The organism is Rossellomorea sp. NS-SX7 (assembly GCF_052828565.1).
In genome coordinates this window covers 1,997,769-2,014,461 of record NZ_CM128249.1, presented here as the reverse complement: position 1 = coordinate 2,014,461, position 16,693 = coordinate 1,997,769, and the positions used below count along the sequence as shown (strand labels likewise).

Genomic DNA, 16,693 nt, shown 5'->3' with positions numbered 1-16,693 from the left:
TGTAAAATAAAGATTGACAAGAAAAAATTACATGTTACGATTACATCGAATTCAAAATTACATATGACGATCCACTAGGGGTGCCTTTCATGAAGGCTGAGATTAAAGTGTAACTTTAAGACCCTTTGAACCTGATCTGGTTGAGACCAGCGTAGGGAAGTGGTGTTTGAAGGTTACATATAACTTGTATGATGTACGGCCTTTCAAGCCACTTTCTGTTCGCTCTTTGCGCAATGGAAAGTGGCTTTTTTGTTTCCTTGGATCGTCGTGGAAAAGGAGAGTCAATGATGACATTTTCAAAAGAATTAAGAGAAGATGTGAATGAAATTTGGGAAGCAAGCTTTAATCATCCTTTTGTAAGAGGGATAGGGGACGGCACACTTCCACTTGGTAAATTCCGCTATTATGTGCTGCAGGATGCCTATTATCTATCTCATTTTTCAAGGGTTCAGGCATTGGGAGCCGCTAAAGCACCAGATTTACATACCACCTCAAGAATGGCAGCCCACGCCCAGGGAACGAATGAAGCAGAATTGTCCCTGCATGAGACGTTTTCCGTTCAACTTGGTATCACAGAAGAAGAAAGGAAACAATTTAAGCCTGCTCCGACCGCATATGCGTATACGTCCCATATGTATAGGGCGGCACAATTTGGAGGGCTTCGTGATATCCTCGCTGCGATCCTGCCGTGTTATTGGCTTTACCATGAAGTTGGTGAGCGTCTGAAGCTGTGTTCACCTGATGAGCCCATTTATCGGGAGTGGATAGCCGCTTACGGCGGGGAATGGTTCGGGGAACTGGTGAAAGAGCAAATCAACCGTCTGGACGAGTTGGCTGAAAGAGCTTCAGGTGAAGAAAAATCCCGTATGAAAGAGCTGTTTATGATCAGCAGTATTTACGAGCTTCAATTCTGGGAAATGGCATACTCCATGGAGAAGTGGCCGTTTGAACATGATCTTCTATTACAATCAGGAAAGCTGGTGAAGTAAATGACAAAGTTAAGATTAACGGACATTCTCGTTACGGTTGTCATCTCGATTGGATTTGGTGTCATTTATAAAATTTGGGGACCGCTATACAACATGATAAAGCCGTTCGGTCTTCATGCTGATCAGCTCATTTATGGAATGTGGTTCATGGCTGCGACGGTCGCTTTCCTTATCATCCGTAAGCCGGGAGTGGCACTGCTCGCTGAAATCGCCGCTTCGTCCGGGGAATTTCTCATGGGGTCTGAGTGGGGGCTTGAGGTACTGCTTTTCGGTATCATTCAAGGTCTGTTTGCTGAAGCTGTTTTCTTCGTCACAAGATACAAACTAAACAGCCTCACCATCGTAAGTATTGCTGCCGTGATGTCTGCATTCGGTTCGATCTTGATGGATATGTACAAAGGCTATATCGGAGACCTTGCTGCTTGGAATCTATTTTTGTTTTTGGGAGCAAGATTACTTGGTTCAGTACTGATTGCAGGCATCGGGGCTTTCTATCTTGTGAAAGCTTTAGAACAGACAGGTGTAACAAGTCTTGTCAGGCCAACAGCGAAGGAAGATTACGATGCTCTCGACAGATAGGTGTGAATAGTTTTGAAGATTGAAAAACTAAGGTTGAAGTTTCCTGGTGAAAAAAAATTCATATTTAAAGATCTTTCACTTTCCATCGGTAAAGGGGAAAAGGTCCTGCTGCTTGGTCCATCCGGCTGCGGTAAGTCAACGTTGCTCAATGTATGTGCCGGCTTAATCCCTTATTCATATGAGGTACCGATGAAAGTATCCTCCATTTCATATCCTGCTTCCTGGGGGTATGTATTTCAAGATCCCGATGCACAGTTCTGCATGCCTTATGTGGATGAGGAAATCGCTTTTGTCCTTGAAAATCTGAATGTGCCAAGAGAACAGATGGAGGATAAGATAGAGCGACTATTAAAGAAAGTGGGATTACACCTGCCAAATCCTCATACTAGGATTTCCGAATTGTCAGGAGGAATGAAACAGCGGCTTGCCATCGCTGCAGTCCTTGCACTGGAGCCGGACACGTTATTTTTAGATGAACCGACCGCGTTGGTGGATGAGGCAGGAACAAAGGATATCTGGGAAACGATAAAACATGTCAGCAAAGATAAAACGGTGGTGATTGTGGAACATAAGTTGGATCACGTTGTCGACTTAGTCGACCGCATCATCCTCTTTAACCAGCATGGAGAGATCCTTGCAGATGGGCATGCTGAACAAGTTTTAACAGAATACAAAGAAGTCATCAAGGAAGATGGAGTATGGTATCCGGGAGCGTGGGATGAGTATATAAGCTCAACTCCCTTTCGGGATACAGATGAGTTTTCGAAAGAATCGGCTTTGGAAGTTGAGAATTTTAAAGGGTACCTCAATAAGCATCCGAAAATTTCGATCGGCCGCGCATCTGTCAAAAAAGGGGAGTGGATTTCGGTCCTTGGAAGGAATGGGGCAGGTAAATCCACCTTTCTACACGGTTTGATGCAATTTATCAAAACGACTGGAAGATACGAACTTTTTGGCCATGAAGTAAACAAACGGAAAACTCCCGAACATTGTACATTCGTCTTTCAGAATCCTGAGTTTCAATTTGTCGCTAACTCTGTTTTTGACGAAATTGCCTTTAGCCTGAAGCAGAAAATTGGCAGAAGGGAAGGAATGGAGGAAAGAGTAAATGACATTCTGAAACGGTTCAACCTGGAAGAACATCGTCATCAGCATCCGTATCAGTTATCCATGGGACAAAAGAGGCGGCTGAGTGTTGCCGCATCAATCTTAATCAGTCAGGATATCATTTTATTGGATGAACCTACGTTTGGACAGGATGCGGCTAATACTTTTCGATTGCTCGAAATGATGAAAGAGCTGCAGCTTCAAGGTTCAACCATACTCATGGTAACGCATGATGAGGATATTGCAAGGTACGTTTCGAACAGGATTTGGACAATCGACGAAGGTGAATTGGTGAAGGATGAACCATGTTATAGACCATATGAAGCGAAGGAGGGGATCCTGTGAAGATCGATATCGTCCCGAAGGAGAATTGGCTGTATCGAATCAATCCGAGCTTCAAACTCGTCATCATGGTCATTCTGTTTATTGTTATTCTGCTGATCCATCGATTGAATATGCTTGTTTATTTAACTGCTTTTTCCTTCCTATTATTCTGGTTGTACTCAGGTCATACTGTGAAAGTCAAATCCCTGCTGTTGCTGCCTTTCATCCTTGTATTCGCCTCTACGGCATCATCGATGATTTTATTTGGGAAAGGAGATGTCATCTGGGTGAAATGGGGACTTATCCAGATTTCAGAAGAAAGCTTCTATCGGGGCATCCACATCGGTTTCAGGGCGTTCGTTTTTGGACTGCTGGGATTATTATTCACCCTTTCCACACGTCCGGTCATGCTTTTCTATTCATTGATGCAGCAACTTAAGCTGAAACCTAAATACGCTTACAGCTTCATGGCGGGGTTCAGGCTGCTGCCGATCATTGCAGAAGAATTCGTGACCATCCGCAATGCGATGAAAGTACGGATGGTGAATCGCCAAAAAGGTGCTGCCGGATTGTTTTTTTCGTTCCGGTCTTACGCTCTCCCACTCCTTGCACAAAGCATCAGGAGGGCGCATCGGATTGCTGTCGCCATGGAGGCTAAACGTTTCTCAAGCAGCGGGAAGAGGACATATTTTTATCAAATCGGTTTTTCACCATTCGACGGATTGTTTTTAGTCGTGATCATTGCCATCGTAATGATCAGTTACTATGCATCGGGTACATATCCGATTTTCCCTGTTGGGGATGTACGTTATCAGGGGTAGGAGGAGATTTAATGAGAAGACAGCTTCACGCTGTTACAACTGGTCAACAAGGAATAGAAAAAATGGTCTCTATTTCACTGGCCGTCAAACCATTCATCGATTTTCTCCATATCAGGGAAAAGGGATGGACAGCACGGGAAATGGAGACGGCCCTCAGAAAATTGGTCCGGGGAGGCTTTCCTAAAGAAAAGATAATCGTCAATGACAGGGTGGATGTTGCAGCTGCAGAGGAGGCTGGAGGTGTCCATCTCTCCCACCATAGTTTAAGAGTATCAAAGGTTAAGAGGATATTCCCCTCCATGAAAGTCGGGGCGTCCATCCACTCGATAGCTGATGGGGTCTCTATGCAGGAGGAAGGAGCGGATTACCTTCTATACGGAAACATATTCAACACGCCTTCCAAAGCAGGCAAATCTGGAGTGGGAACGTTGACAGTCATGGAGCTTGTCGAATCCGTCAATATCCCCGTCATAGCGATCGGCGGCATCAAACCAGCTAATGTGCAGGATATCGTCGCTTCAGGTGCCGCCGGAATAGCCGTCCTATCCGGGATTTTCCTTGCAGGTGACCCCGTTGGCTCCGCAAAAGAATATCGATTGCAGCTTGATAGGGGTGAAAAATTTGAATAAGTATTATGACGTCATCATAGTGGGAGCCGGGGTGATCGGATGTTCGATCGCGTATCAGTTAACAAAAAGAAAGAAAAAGGTCCTGGTTCTCGATAAGGGCAAAATCGGTGGTAAAGCTTCCTCGGCTGCAGCGGGGATGCTCGGTGTCCATACTGAGTTCGATGGTGATGAAGATCTGCTAAAGGCTGCCACCAAAAGCCGGGATATGTTCCCTGCACTCTTACAGGAATTAAATGAAATAAGCGGAATGGACGTTGAATTCATTCAAAATGGGATGCTCAAGCTTGCATTCACTGAATCGGATCAAAGAGCTTTGCGGATGTTGTCAGCCGTAAGTAAAGATGCAGAGTGGATTCCTGAAGAAGAAGTGTCAAGGCTTGAACCTCGATTATCTATACGGAATATGGGAGCCCTCTATGCTGGCAAAGACGGTAATGTGTCTGCTCGAAAGCTTACCCTTTCACTGTCGAGTTCTGCAGTTAGGCTGGGTGCAGAAATAAAGGAGTTCTCACCCGTACTCGGTTTCCTCCAGGACCGCGGCAAATGCCATGGGGTCAGGACGCAGCATGAAACATATCATTCGAGTGAAGTCATTGTTGCGGGAGGCGCATGGAGCCGCGCGATTTTGAGTACTGCAGGCGTCGATATCAGCGGATATCCTGTCAAAGGAGAATGCTTCTCTGTCATGCTGGAAAGCCCGCCAATAAAGAGGACGATTTTCACAGAAGGATGTTATCTTGTTCCAAAACAAGGGAATCACCTTTTGGTTGGTGCCACTGAACACCCTTATACGTTTGATGAATCGGTTACGCTGGGAGGAATCAGCAGATTAATGAATAAAGCGATTGAACTACTTCCGGACCTTGCATATGGACATTGGGAGAAAGCGTGGGCCGGTGTAAGGCCGAAAACGGAACGTACTCATCCCCTGATAGGGAGGGTGCCAGGTTGGGAAGGTCTATCAGTCGCTTCGGGACATTACCGGAATGGAATTCTGCTCTCGCCCCTTACAGGGATTCTGATGGCTGATTTAATGGACGGAAACGAAATAACCTCCCTCTTCAGATTGGGTGGTAAGAATGAAAGGATGTTTGAAAAGTGAAAATAAGAATGAACGGTCAGTTTGTGCAAATTCCCGAAACAGTGTCGACCATCACAGACTTGGTCAATCACTTTTCATTAAGTGATCGTATCCTCATTGTAGAAGTGAATGGTGATATCACAGAGAAAGAAAAATATGACACAACCACTATTAAAGAATTGGATGCTATTGAATTCGTTCATTTCGTAGGAGGCGGATGAAATGTTAAAGATAGGGAAATATGCGTTTCAATCACGGTTATTACTAGGAACAGGAAAATATCCTGATTTCGATACACAGAAAAAAGCGGTGGAGGAATCGGAGGCGGAAATTCTGACGTTTACTGTAAGAAGGATGAATATTTTTGAAGAAAATCAGCCAAACCTATTGGAACGGCTGGATCTGGAAAAATATTCACTCCTTCCCAATACCGCTGGAGCCAAAACGGCACAGGAAGCGGTAAGGCATGCAAAACTTGCAAGGGCTTCAGGATTGTGTGACATGATCAAGGTGGAGGTCATCGGGTGCGGAAAGACACTCCTTCCCGATCCTATTGAAACGTTAAGCGCAACAGAAGAGCTTGTGAAAGAAGGATTTACGGTTCTTCCATACACGTCTGATGATGTCGTGCTTGCAAGAAGATTGGAAGAAGCGGGAGCTCACGCAATCATGCCCGGAGCTTCTCCGATCGGTTCTGGGCAGGGTATCATGAATCCAGTCAATTTACGATTCATTATCGAGCAGTCAACTGTGCCTGTGATTGTGGATGCAGGCATCGGTTCCCCTGCTGACGCAGCATTTGCTATGGAGCTCGGTGCAGATGGTGTCCTTTTGAACACCGCAGTATCCGCAGCAGGAGACCCAGTGAAAATGGCGGGTGCGATGAAGCTTGCTGTTGAAGCAGGACGAATGGGGTTTGAAGCTGGCAGGATCCCCAAGAAGGCTTATGCTTCAGCTAGCAGTCCGATGGAGGGTATCGTCAGCTGATGAATGAAAGGTATTCCAGACAACAGTTATTTGCCCCTATTGGAGAAAGTGGACAGAAAAGCATTTCTACCAAGCATGTGCTTGTGGTCGGTGCGGGGGCACTTGGCGCAGGAAATGCAGAAGCACTTGTCAGGGCAGGCGTCGGTAAACTTACGATTGCTGACCGTGACTACGTGGAATGGAGCAACCTTCAAAGACAGCAGCTATACACTGAGAAGGATGCGTGGGATAGGCTCCCTAAAGCTATAGCTGCAATGAACCACTTGAAGGAGATCAATTCAGAAGTAGAAGTCGAAGCCCATATTATGGATGTGGGTCCAATTGACTTACTCAGGCTTACAAAAGACGTTGACCTCATCATTGACGCCACAGATAATTTCGATACGAGACTCATGATCAATGATGTATCTATTCAGAAAGAGATCCCGTGGATATATGGCGGATGTGCAGGCAGCTATGGTATCACCCATACATTCATTCCAGGGATGACACCTTGCCTGACTTGCATGATGGAAACCATCCCTTCTCAAAGCATGACATGTGATACATCAGGGGTTATTTCACCTGCTGTAACAATGGTGGTCTCTTACCAAGTCGCTGAAGCATTGAAAATATTGGCAGGGGACTTGAAAGCAGTCCGTCAAACCCTTACATCATTTGATGTGTGGAGAAATGAACACAGTTCTGTGAATGTCCGGGCGTTGAAGAAACCGAACTGCCCTTCTTGCGGAGAAAATCCCCGCTACCCATACCTCCAATATGAAAACCAGCTTAAATCGGCTGTGTTATGCGGAAGGGATGCTGTACAGATCCGACCTGCACGACCGGGAGCCGTGGACCTTGATCGTATGGCAGAACAGATGGAATATCTTATGGAAAGTGTTGAGAAGAATCCATTCCTTATTGCCTGTAAAACAGGGAAACATCGCATTGTCCTATTTCGGGACGGCCGTGCACTCATCCATGGAACTAAAGATATTACGGAAGCAAAATCGCTCTATCATCGGTATTTCAGCTGAATATTAACCAAGGTCCGTCCTTCGATGATGCATTAAAGCGTTAATGGGACGGGCCTTAACCATCATATCTTGTTCATATGCATCATAAAATACATTAAGCCTTTGGCCAGCAAGTCATTACAACCCGGAAAAAGGAGGTTTTATGATGAATGTTTGGGTCGTGCTGTTGAATCTTCTGATGTTTATTGTTCTTATTGGTGTATTATTTTATTTGCAAAAGAGGAAGGTTTCGTTTTCTAAGAGGGTGTTCACTGCTCTAGGTCTAGGCATCGTATTCGGTTTCGTTCTGCAGCGGCTTTATGATCCCGGAAATGAAAATCTACAGCAGTCGATCGAGTGGTATAATATCGTCGGAAGCGGGTATATCAAACTTCTTCAAATGATTGTCATGCCGCTTGTGTTTGTGTCGATCATTTCTGCTTTTACGAAACTGAAACAATCTCACAATCTGGGCAAAATATCTGTGTTGATACTTGGCCTGCTTGTTGGAACGACTGCCGTTGCAGCAGCTGTAGGAATCGCGACGACCGCAGCTTTTGATCTGGAAGCGATTCAGATTGAACAAGGTGATGCAGAAGCGGCGAGAGGGGCACAGCTGGAAGAGCGTGCAGCGGCCTTGGAAGGGCAGAGCTATCCGCAGAAAATCTTGGAACTTTTCCCTGCAAATCCTTTCTTAGACTTTACCGGACAGCGTGCAACTTCGACGATTGCAGTCGTCATCTTCGCTGCTTTTATAGGGGTCGCTTACCTTGGGGCTCAAAGAAAAGATCCGGAAGCAGCTTCATTTTTCAAAAGGATGGTTGATTCCGTTTATACCGTAGTCATGAGAATCGTCACACTGGTATTGAGACTTACCCCATATGGAGTATTGGCGATAATGGCAAAGACGGTCGCATTAAGTGACTTCGATGCCATCACCAAGCTTGGTGAATTTGTAGTTGCTTCATATATTGCGTTATTGATCATGTTTATCATTCATCTGATCATGCTCACAGTTGCAGGGTTAAATCCGGTAACGTATGTGAAAAAAGTACTTCCTGTTTTAACATTTGCTTTCACTTCGAGGTCCAGTGCAGGCACCCTTCCATTGAATATCCATACCCAGACGAAAAAGCTGGGCGTTTCGGAAGGAATCGCTAACTTCTCTGGATCATTCGGGCTTTCGATTGGTCAAAATGGATGTGCAGGAGTATACCCTGCCATGCTTGCTGTCATGATTGCGCCTACTGTGGGGATCAACCCATTGACTCCTTCATTTATTTTGACGCTCATCCTGATCGTTGCCATTTCTTCTTTTGGAGTAGCAGGTGTTGGTGGAGGAGCGACTTTTGCCGCTATCCTCGTGTTATCTGCGATGGACCTTCCAATCGCGCTTGCCGGTCTGTTAATATCTGTAGAACCGTTGATCGATATGGGAAGAACTGCAGTGAATGTCAGCGGGGCCATGACTTCTGGGGTGATTACAAGTAAAGTGACCGGGGAATTGGATGGCGGTATTTATCAAACACCAGTAATAGCTGAAGAATAGGATATAAGGGAATGAATTAAATATTGTGGTTGAACAAGGGAATGCTACTACTTGTATGCATTCCCTTTGTTTATTCCATTTTCAGCTGATGTAAGTTGAATGAACCCGGAATCTTAAATATTGAGGAGGTAGCTCTTTTGACTGTAAAATCCATATCAGTAAAAGAAATTGCACGAAAAGTCATGCGAAATGAAAAAGCGTTCATACTTGATGTAAGAAAAAAGGGAGATTTTGATGATTGGAAGGTTGAAGGGAAATCAATCGAAGTTCTTAATACTCCCTATACTGAATTGATGGACGGTATTGACCCTATCGTCGATCATTTACCAAAAGATGAACCGATTTATGTAATTTGTTCAAAAGGAAACTCGTCAAAAAAGGCTGCTGAACAAATTGCCGGACACGGCTATGATCAAGTTTATTCCATTGAGGGCGGCATGCAGGCTTGGAGTGAACATTTAGAGCCGATTAAGATTGGAGATTTAAAGAATGGAGGCACGCTCTACCAATTTGTCCGAATCGGTAAAGGCTGCCTGTCCTACTTTATAGAATCAGATGGTGAAGCGGCTGTAGTGGATACAACCAGGATGACAGAAGTCTTTGAAAACTTTGCAAAGGAAAAAGGCGTGAAAATCAAAGCGTTGATCGATACCCATCTGCATGCCGATCATATTTCTGGAGGAAGAAAGCTCGCAGAGTCCTCCGGGGCTGAGTATTATCTGCCTCCGAAAGATGCAGGGGAAGTGATGTTCGGCTTCAACCCATTGGAAGAAGGGAAAGACATCAAAATCGGGGGTTCGGTCATTACCATTCATCCTTTGTATTCGCCGGGTCACACAATCGGGAGTACATCCCTGATTATTGATGACTCTTTTTTGCTGACGGGTGATATCTTATTTATTGAGTCGATCGGACGGCCGGACCTTGCCGGTAAAGCCGGAGATTGGGCTGATGACCTTCGTGAAACATTGTATACGAGGTACAAGTCTTTAGCCGATGACTTAACCGTACTCCCTGCCCATTTCATGACGATCAAGGAAATGAATGAAGATGGCAGTGTTGCAGAGAAGCTGGGAGTATTATATAAACAAAATCATGGTTTGAACATCAGCGATGAAAGGGAGTTCAGGAAAGCAGTCAGCGAGAATCTGCCCCCTCAGCCGAATGCTTATCAGGAAATCAGGGAAACAAATATGGGGAAGATTGCCCCTGATGATGAACAACAGCGTGAAATGGAAATCGGACCTAATCGATGTGCAATCAAATAAAAGCAAAAGAATAACTCATAAACACGAACAAAAAATTAAAAAACCGGTAAAATGTATGTGATTTGTCTTTACAACAACTTTTTAACCCTTTATACTTACGGTAATCAAATAAACATTCACTCATATAATCGCGGGGATTGGCCTGCAAGTTTCTACCGGATGACCGTAAATTGTCCGACTATGGGTGAGCGATGGATTACAGGGATATTTTTGTGGCTTTCTTTGCATTTTTCACTATACCTAAAGATCATTGTTCACTCAGTCTATGAGTGTGATGGTCTTTAGGTTTTTTTATTGACATTAACTAATGTAAGCATCTGAAGGGAGCAGTGAAAGATGGAATTATTAAAAAAGAAAATTCGTGAAGAGGGAATGGTATTATCGGATTCTGTCTTAAAGGTCGATTCGTTTATAAATCATGGGGTTGATCCTCAATTGATGGATGCAATTGGCGAAGAATTCGCTGGAAGATTCGGAGGGCAAGGCATTACAAAGGTATTGACCATTGAATCTTCGGGTATCGCTCCGGGATTGATGGCTGCACTTAAGCTTAGAGTTCCATTGATTTTTGCGCGGAAACGTCAATCCCTCACACAATCAGAAGGGTTGATCACTTCGAAGGTGTATTCCTTCACGAAGCGGGAAGAAAATACAATTTCTATATCAGGAAAATATATTCAGAGAGGTGATAAAGTCCTCATCATCGATGACTTCTTAGCAAATGGACAGGCCGCTTTCGGTCTGATCGATCTTGTAGAAAAAGCCGGGGCTGATATTGCAGGCATTGGGATTGTCATTGAAAAATCCTTTCAGGATGGAGGGGCTATTCTCCGTCAGAAAGGATTCCGGGTTGAATCATTGGCAGAGATCGAATCACTGGAAGCTGGCCGTATTGCATTTAAAGAAGATCAAGCATCGGAGTTGAATCGTTCATGAAAAACGTATCCTTAGGTATTCAACATGTATTGGCCATGTATGCAGGAGCTGTCATTGTTCCATTAATCGTCGGCGGGGCATTGGGTCTGTCAGGGAAAGAGCTCACTTATCTTGTGTCGATTGATATTTTTATGTGCGGGATTGCAACGATTCTTCAAGTGTGGAAAAACCGCTTCTTCGGTATCGGACTTCCGGTCGTGTTGGGCTGTACCTTCACAGCAGTAGGTCCGATGATTGCAATCGGAGGTCAGTACGGCATATCAGCCATATACGGATCGATTCTCGTCTCAGGTGTGTTTGTTGTTCTTATCAGTAAGTACTTTGGCAAGTTGGTACGATTCTTTCCACCTGTCGTTACGGGATCGGTTGTTACCATCATTGGGATCACCCTGATTCCCGTTGCAATGAACAATATGGCTGGCGGCCAAGGCAGTGCGGATTTCGGTTCGTTGACGAATCTGTCTTTGGCATTCGGTACACTGTTGATCATATTAGCACTTTATAAATTTTTCAGCGGATTCATCCGCTCGATTTCGATATTGGCTGGTTTGGTGATAGGGACTGTCGCTGCATCGTTTATGGGGATGGTAGATTTCGATGAAGTAGGGAACGCCGCTTGGTTCCACATGGCGCAGCCTTTTTACTTTGGCATGCCGACATTTGAGCTCTCAGCCATACTGACAATGACCTTGGTAGCGATGGTAAGCCTTGTCGAATCGACTGGTGTGTACTTTGCATTAGCAGATATATGTAAAAAAAATGTGGCTGAAAAAGATTTGGCAAGAGGCTACCGCGCTGAAGGATTGGCCATTGTTCTTGGCGGTATTTTCAATGCATTTCCTTATACCACCTATTCACAGAATGTTGGGCTGATCCAGCTTTCGGGAGTCAAGAAAAATCACATCATTTATTTAACCGGATTCTTCCTTGTGATCCTCGGACTTGTGCCGAAAATCGGGGCTTTGACCACCATCATTCCTGCACCTGTTCTTGGCGGGGCGATGGTTGCCATGTTCGGGATGGTCATAGCATATGGAATCAAGATGCTCAGCAGCGTGGACTTCTCTTCCCAGGAAAATCTGCTGATCATTGCATGCTCAGTCGGGATGGGGCTGGGGGTCACGGCGGTACCAGAATTATTCGCGCAAATGCCATCGGGCATCAGGATTCTGACTGATAATGGAATTGTGGCAGGGAGTCTCACAGCAATCGTGTTGAATGTATTTTTTAATGCCGAAGGAAAAAAAGAGTCACAAATGGTACTAAGTGAGCAAAAGGCTTTATAAAAAAATTGATTGTAACAGCCAAAGCATGGAAGATCATGCTTTGGCTGTTTTTGTATTATAGGAAAAAAGAAGGTGCTTCTATTTTATGTGAAAAAAGGATCCCGAATAAGGATAAGGATTCAAAAGAAGAGATATCAATGGACAGCAGCTGAATTTAAAGTGACATTTAACTAAATTATAGTTCAAAATAACCCACATTGAATCGTAAGCGGGAGATACATTAAGTCAAATTACCTATTTTATATAAAAATAGGAATATATTCCTTTTTGATTGAAATGTTATTGAAATATTCTGAAATAATATCTATAATATTAAGAAAATTTAAATAATATTTCCTATAAAAGGAGGTGATGAATATGAATATCTACATGTCAGTGGATATGGAGGGAATCACAGGTTTGGTTGATCAAACCCATGTAGATTCCAATAGGCACAACTATGAACGTGGAAGAGCAATCATGACAGCGGAAGCCAATGCTGTCATCCATGCTGCTTTTAACAATGGCTGCAGCAATGTGCTCGTCAATGACAGTCATTCTCAAATGAATAATCTCTTAATTGAAGAGCTGCACCCTGAAACGAAGTTGATATCCGGTGGAGTAAAACCATTCTCAATGGTGCAAGGACTGGATGAGACGTTCCAGGGTGCTTTTTTTGTTGGCTATCATGCGAGGGCGTCCATGAAAGGGGTCATGTCGCATTCGATGATATTCGGTGTCAGGCATATGTACATAAATGAAACACCCATAGGTGAAATGGGATTCAATGCATATGTTGCCGGGCATTACGGTGTCCCTGTACTGCTTGTGGCTGGAGACGATCAAGCAGCACTCGAAGCGGAGAGTCTAATACCGAATGTGACGACCGCTGTTGTAAAGGAAACGATCTCCCGCTCTGTTGCCAAAAGCTTAACCCCTGCTAAAGCACATGCATTATTAAAAGACAAAACGGAAGAAGCGCTTTTAAACCGCAAGAATGTAAAGCCGCTCGTACCACCTGATAACCCAGTGCTCCGGATCGAGTTTGCCAACTATGGACAGGCAGAATGGGCGAGCATCATGCCCGGAACTGTCCTCGAGCCAGGCACTACGACTGTCCGCTTCCAGGCAAAAGATATATTAGAAGCTTACCGGGCGATGGTCGTCATGACCGAACTGGCGATGAAAACTACATTCTGTTAGAAAGTGTGAAAATTGATGGGTACATATTTGTTAAAAAGGCTAATGGCCATGGTCATCACATTGTGGCTGATTGTCACTCTTACTTTTTTCCTGATGCATGCCATTCCGGGTTCGCCATTCAACGAGGAAAGAAATACAAGTGAAATGGTTCAGAAGAATCTGGAAGCACATTATCATCTTGATGAACCATTATTGATTCAATACGCTAATTATTTAAAATCACTTGTTACATTGGATTTCGGTCCTTCGATTACACAGCCTTCTCAAACCGTTAATGATTTATTGGGCAGAGGATTCCCGATTTCCTTCGAATTAGGGATGATCACTCTGATTATTGCTGTCATTTCCGGCATCATACTCGGCATATTGGCTGCCCTTCGTCATAACCGCATGATTGATTATATGGCTATGACATTTGCGGTGCTTGGAATATCGATTCCGAATTTTGTCATGGCCACACTTTTGATACAACAGGTGGCCGTCAACTGGGGCATCCTCCCGGTTGCTACGTGGACAAGCTGGAAGCATATGGTCCTTCCGACACTTGCTTTAGCAACGGGACCGATGGCGATCATCGCACGTTTAACGCGGTCAAGCATGCTGGAGGTTCTGACACAAGACTATATCCGAACTGCGAGAGCCAAAGGGTTATCGCCGTTCAAAATCGTCATCAAACATGCACTGCGAAACGCGCTGCTTCCGGTCGTGACCGTGCTTGGAACACTGGCTGCCGGCATTCTGACAGGAACCTTTGTCATCGAGCAGATCTTTGCCATCCCAGGGATGGGGAAATATTTCGTAGAGAGTATCAACCAGCGTGACTACCCGGTCATCATGGGGACGACTGTCTTCTATAGTGCATTCTTAATTCTCATGCTGTTTCTGGTTGATCTTGCGTACGGCTTCCTGGACCCGCGCATTAAGCTGCATAAGAAGGAGGCGAAATAATGGGTGCACCTCAACATCAACATTCAAAGCTGCCGAGTGAAGCATTAGACGAGTGGTTCATTCCAAAAGAGAAAAACAAGGAAGAAGCTGAAGCTGTTGTAAGACCAAGCCTTTCCTACTGGCAGGATGCATGGATCCGCCTCCTTAAAAATAAACTCGCGATGCTTGGCTTCGTCTTCTTGACGCTGCTGATCATCATGGCTGTCATTGGTCCCATTATCTCTCCCCACGATGTGACCAAACAAACATTGGCAAGCCAGAATCTTCCTCCTTCGAGCCAGCATTGGTTCGGAACGGATGATTTAGGCCGGGATGTCTTTACAAGGACATGGTACGGTGCACGCATCTCTCTGTTTGTTGGGTTCATGGCCGCATTGATTGATTTTGTCATCGGTATCATATATGGGGGAGTTGCCGGATACAAAGGCGGTAAGACGGATAACGTGATGATGCGCATTGTCGAAATTCTATATGGACTTCCGTACTTGCTTGTGGTCATTTTATTAATGGTCGTCATGGGACCTGGCCTGTTAACCATCATCGTAGCATTGACAGTCACAGGGTGGATTGGAATGGCAAGGATTGTACGCGGGCAGGTGCTTCAGATCAAGAATTACGAGTTCATCCTGGCATCCAAAACGTTTGGGACAAAAACGGCCAGGATCATCCGTAAGAACTTGCTCCCAAATACGATGGGACCGATCATCGTACAGATGACACTGACGGTACCAAGTGCCATTTTCGCCGAAGCATTCTTAAGCTTTCTTGGTCTCGGGATTCAGGCACCATACGCTAGCTGGGGCGTCATGGCCAATGATGGATTATCGACGATTCTATCAGGCTACTGGTGGCGTTTATTTTTCCCGGCATTATTTATTTCATTGACGATGTTTTCATTTAACGTGCTAGGTGACGGGCTTCAGGATGCTCTCGATCCCAAGCTTAGGAGGTAATCATCCATGAATAACAGTGTACTATCCGTTCATAATCTTCATGTATCCTTCACGACCTACGGAGGCGAGGTAAAAGCCGTACGCGGAGTGAATATTCAATTGCACAAGGGGGAGACACTCGCAATCGTCGGTGAATCCGGCTGTGGAAAAAGCGTCACCTCACAGAGCATCATGAGGCTCATTCCGAATCCTCCAGGCAGGATAACAGACGGATCTATTTTATTTAAGGGTCATGACTTACTGGAGTTATCAGAAAAAGAAATGAGAAATGTACGCGGAAAAGATATCTCCATGATCTTTCAGGATCCCATGACAGCCCTGAACCCTACTCTTACGATTGGGGATCAAATCATGGAAGGCATCTTGCAGCATGAGAGCATTTCGAAAACAGAAGCGTCTAAAAAAGCCGTTGAAATGCTCAATCTCGTAGGCATTCCGTACCCAGAGGAACGATTGAAACAGTATCCCCACCAATTCAGCGGAGGGATGAGACAGCGTATCGTGATTGCGATAGCCCTTGTCTGTCAGCCGGATGTATTGATAGCCGATGAACCAACAACTGCACTTGATGTAACGATACAAGCCCAAATTCTCGAGCTTTTTAAAGAAGTTCAGCGTAAAACAGGCGTTTCCATCATTCTGATTACACATGATTTAGGTGTGGTGGCCCAGGTTGCAGACCGGATTGCGGTCATGTATGCAGGGAAGATCGTTGAAGAAGGTACAAGACGCGAGATTTTTTATAAACCTCAGCATCCATATACTCAGGGGCTCTTGAAATCAGTGCCCAGACTCGACCTGAACGGAGCGGAACTTACTCCGATAGCGGGATCCCCGCCGGACTTGTTTTCACCTCCGGCCGGGTGTCCATTCTCAGCCCGATGTGAGAAGGCCATGGAAGTCTGCGACCGGGTCTATCCGGTTAAGACGCAACTATCCGATGATCACCACGTGAATTGCTGGCTCCAGGATCCACGCGCAAAAGCGATGCTTTCAACTATCAGCTATAACATACGCTGATAGAATGATAGAAAAAAACTAAGAGGGGGAACATTT

Annotated in this window: 17 protein-coding genes and 2 riboswitches; all 17 genes read left to right on the top strand. The window is 44.9% G+C overall.

The window, feature by feature from the left end:
• Positions 1-66 precede the first annotated feature (66 nt).
• Positions 67-175: riboswitch (TPP riboswitch) on the top strand.
• Between the two features lie 112 nt (positions 176-287).
• The 17 genes from tenA to ACUXV2_RS09915 all read left to right on the top strand — a co-directional run bounded on the left by tenA (position 288) and on the right by ACUXV2_RS09915 (position 16,657).
• Entirely contained in the window at positions 288-989 is a 702-nt protein-coding gene (gene tenA / locus ACUXV2_RS09995) for a thiaminase II (protein ID WP_446246857.1), read from the top strand.
• Entirely contained in the window at positions 990-1,568 is a 579-nt protein-coding gene (locus tag ACUXV2_RS09990; protein ID WP_446246856.1) for an ECF transporter S component, read from the top strand.
• Positions 1,569-1,580: 12 nt separating this feature from the next.
• On the top strand, positions 1,581-3,020 hold the full coding sequence (locus tag ACUXV2_RS09985; RefSeq protein WP_446246855.1) for an ABC transporter ATP-binding protein: 1,440 nt from the start codon (positions 1,581-1,583) through the stop codon (positions 3,018-3,020).
• Positions 3,017-3,820, top strand: coding sequence for an energy-coupling factor transporter transmembrane component T family protein (locus ACUXV2_RS09980; protein WP_446246854.1), 804 nt, complete (start codon positions 3,017-3,019; stop codon positions 3,818-3,820). Before ACUXV2_RS09985 ends, ACUXV2_RS09980 begins: the two co-directional genes overlap by 4 nt.
• 11 nt (positions 3,821-3,831) lie before the next feature.
• Positions 3,832-4,449: a thiamine phosphate synthase gene (locus ACUXV2_RS09975; RefSeq protein ID WP_446246853.1), complete on the top strand. Its 618-nt coding sequence runs from the start codon at positions 3,832-3,834 to the stop codon at positions 4,447-4,449.
• On the top strand, positions 4,442-5,551 hold the full coding sequence (thiO, locus tag ACUXV2_RS09970) for a glycine oxidase ThiO (protein ID WP_446246852.1): 1,110 nt from the start codon (positions 4,442-4,444) through the stop codon (positions 5,549-5,551). The genes ACUXV2_RS09975 and thiO overlap by 8 nt, the downstream gene beginning before the upstream one ends.
• Positions 5,548-5,751, top strand: coding sequence for a sulfur carrier protein ThiS (gene thiS / locus ACUXV2_RS09965; protein ID WP_446246851.1), 204 nt, complete (start codon positions 5,548-5,550; stop codon positions 5,749-5,751). The genes thiO and thiS overlap by 4 nt, the downstream gene beginning before the upstream one ends.
• Position 5,752: 1 nt before the next feature.
• On the top strand, positions 5,753-6,517 hold the full coding sequence (locus ACUXV2_RS09960; protein WP_446246850.1) for a thiazole synthase: 765 nt from the start codon (positions 5,753-5,755) through the stop codon (positions 6,515-6,517).
• Positions 6,517-7,536: a MoeB/ThiF family adenylyltransferase gene (locus tag ACUXV2_RS09955; protein ID WP_446246849.1), complete on the top strand. Its 1,020-nt coding sequence runs from the start codon at positions 6,517-6,519 to the stop codon at positions 7,534-7,536. Before ACUXV2_RS09960 ends, ACUXV2_RS09955 begins: the two co-directional genes overlap by 1 nt.
• 145 nt (positions 7,537-7,681) lie before the next feature.
• Positions 7,682-9,064, top strand: a complete 1,383-nt coding sequence (locus tag ACUXV2_RS09950) for an L-cystine transporter (RefSeq protein ID WP_446246848.1) — start codon at positions 7,682-7,684, stop codon at positions 9,062-9,064.
• A 182-nt stretch (positions 9,065-9,246) separates the two neighbouring features.
• Positions 9,247-10,332, top strand: a complete 1,086-nt coding sequence (locus ACUXV2_RS09945; RefSeq protein WP_446247039.1) for an MBL fold metallo-hydrolase — start codon at positions 9,247-9,249, stop codon at positions 10,330-10,332.
• 100 nt (positions 10,333-10,432) lie between these two features.
• Positions 10,433-10,533, top strand: a riboswitch (purine riboswitch).
• Between the two features lie 135 nt (positions 10,534-10,668).
• Positions 10,669-11,268 carry a xanthine phosphoribosyltransferase gene (locus ACUXV2_RS09940; protein WP_446246847.1) on the top strand — a complete coding sequence of 200 codons (600 nt, stop codon included), beginning with the start codon at positions 10,669-10,671 and terminating at the stop codon, positions 11,266-11,268.
• On the top strand, positions 11,265-12,554 hold the full coding sequence (locus tag ACUXV2_RS09935) for a nucleobase:cation symporter-2 family protein (protein ID WP_446246846.1): 1,290 nt from the start codon (positions 11,265-11,267) through the stop codon (positions 12,552-12,554). Before ACUXV2_RS09940 ends, ACUXV2_RS09935 begins: the two co-directional genes overlap by 4 nt.
• 357 nt (positions 12,555-12,911) lie before the next feature.
• The gene (locus ACUXV2_RS09930) at positions 12,912-13,736 is read left to right on the top strand and encodes a M55 family metallopeptidase (RefSeq protein ID WP_446246845.1); all 825 of its coding nucleotides are present in this window, start codon (positions 12,912-12,914) and stop codon (positions 13,734-13,736) included.
• 15 nt (positions 13,737-13,751) lie between these two features.
• A complete protein-coding gene (locus ACUXV2_RS09925; RefSeq protein ID WP_446246844.1) occupies positions 13,752-14,684 on the top strand; it encodes an ABC transporter permease in 933 nt (310 codons plus the stop codon).
• Entirely contained in the window at positions 14,684-15,637 is a 954-nt protein-coding gene (locus ACUXV2_RS09920; RefSeq protein ID WP_446246843.1) for an ABC transporter permease, read from the top strand. Before ACUXV2_RS09925 ends, ACUXV2_RS09920 begins: the two co-directional genes overlap by 1 nt.
• Positions 15,638-15,643: 6 nt before the next feature.
• Positions 15,644-16,657, top strand: coding sequence for an ABC transporter ATP-binding protein (locus ACUXV2_RS09915; RefSeq protein ID WP_446246842.1), 1,014 nt, complete (start codon positions 15,644-15,646; stop codon positions 16,655-16,657).
• The last annotated feature ends 36 nt before the right edge of the window (positions 16,658-16,693 follow it).